Origin of the sequence: Mesorhizobium sp., from assembly GCF_004962925.1 — a bacterium.
In the GTDB taxonomy this organism is placed as follows: domain Bacteria; phylum Pseudomonadota; class Alphaproteobacteria; order Rhizobiales; family Rhizobiaceae; genus Mesorhizobium.
Window position 1 is genome coordinate 1 of record NZ_SUEO01000422.1, and the last position, 718, is coordinate 718.

Genomic DNA, 718 nt, shown 5'->3' on the forward strand with positions numbered 1-718 from the left:
GTTTATAAGAACCCGCTTGCTGCTTTGCCCGCGGAACTGACGTCTACCGGACGCTCTCCAAGCTCAGACACGCATCGCCTTGTGCGGGAGAGCCTCCCTTTGAAGGGCAGGTCCACTCATCTTCAATTTCTAGCCATTGAGATGTGAACTCTCATCCTACGAATGAATGACAGGCGACACAGGTTTCGCCGAAACATCGCGCTAACGAAACCAGCACGGTTCCTTCGGTCTGCTGCTGGTTCGGGGAACCGGCACTTTAAGCTAACTTTGAGGGAGAATCGACAATGCCGAAATGGCCTAGAATGATCTTGGGGACGCCAGCACCTTCGCGGCTCGCGGTCGGGTCAAAACTGATCCATCAGTTTTCCATTGGCACGCGCAGCTTTAGGTCACAAAGAATGCACCTGCCGTAAGCGAGAGACCTGGAGAAAGGGTGGCGAACTGTGTTTGAGCTGCGCCGCCGATGCCGTCGCTGTCGAAAGAGAGCGCCCCGGTTGAATTGTTGTAGATGATGTGGTCGGAACTATCGTGCGCGGCCGTACCCGCAAAGAAGGCGGCGGCTGTGAGCGCGCCCGCGTTCAGCCCGGCAAAAATGGCGTTGTCGAGGTGGATCTTGTCCTGGGACTTGTTGAAGTCGGTAATCCTGTCGACATTGCCGTCACCAAGGGCGCTATTGAAGACGAAGATGTCGTTGCCGCCAAAGCCGCTCAACTTATCG

1 pseudogene is annotated in these 718 nt (G+C 55.8%); it reads right to left on the reverse strand.

Going from position 1 to position 718, the window contains the following annotated elements:
- Positions 1-384 precede the first annotated feature (384 nt).
- A pseudogene (locus tag E5W87_RS35520) lies at positions 385-718 on the reverse strand (calcium-binding protein); the annotation flags it as partial.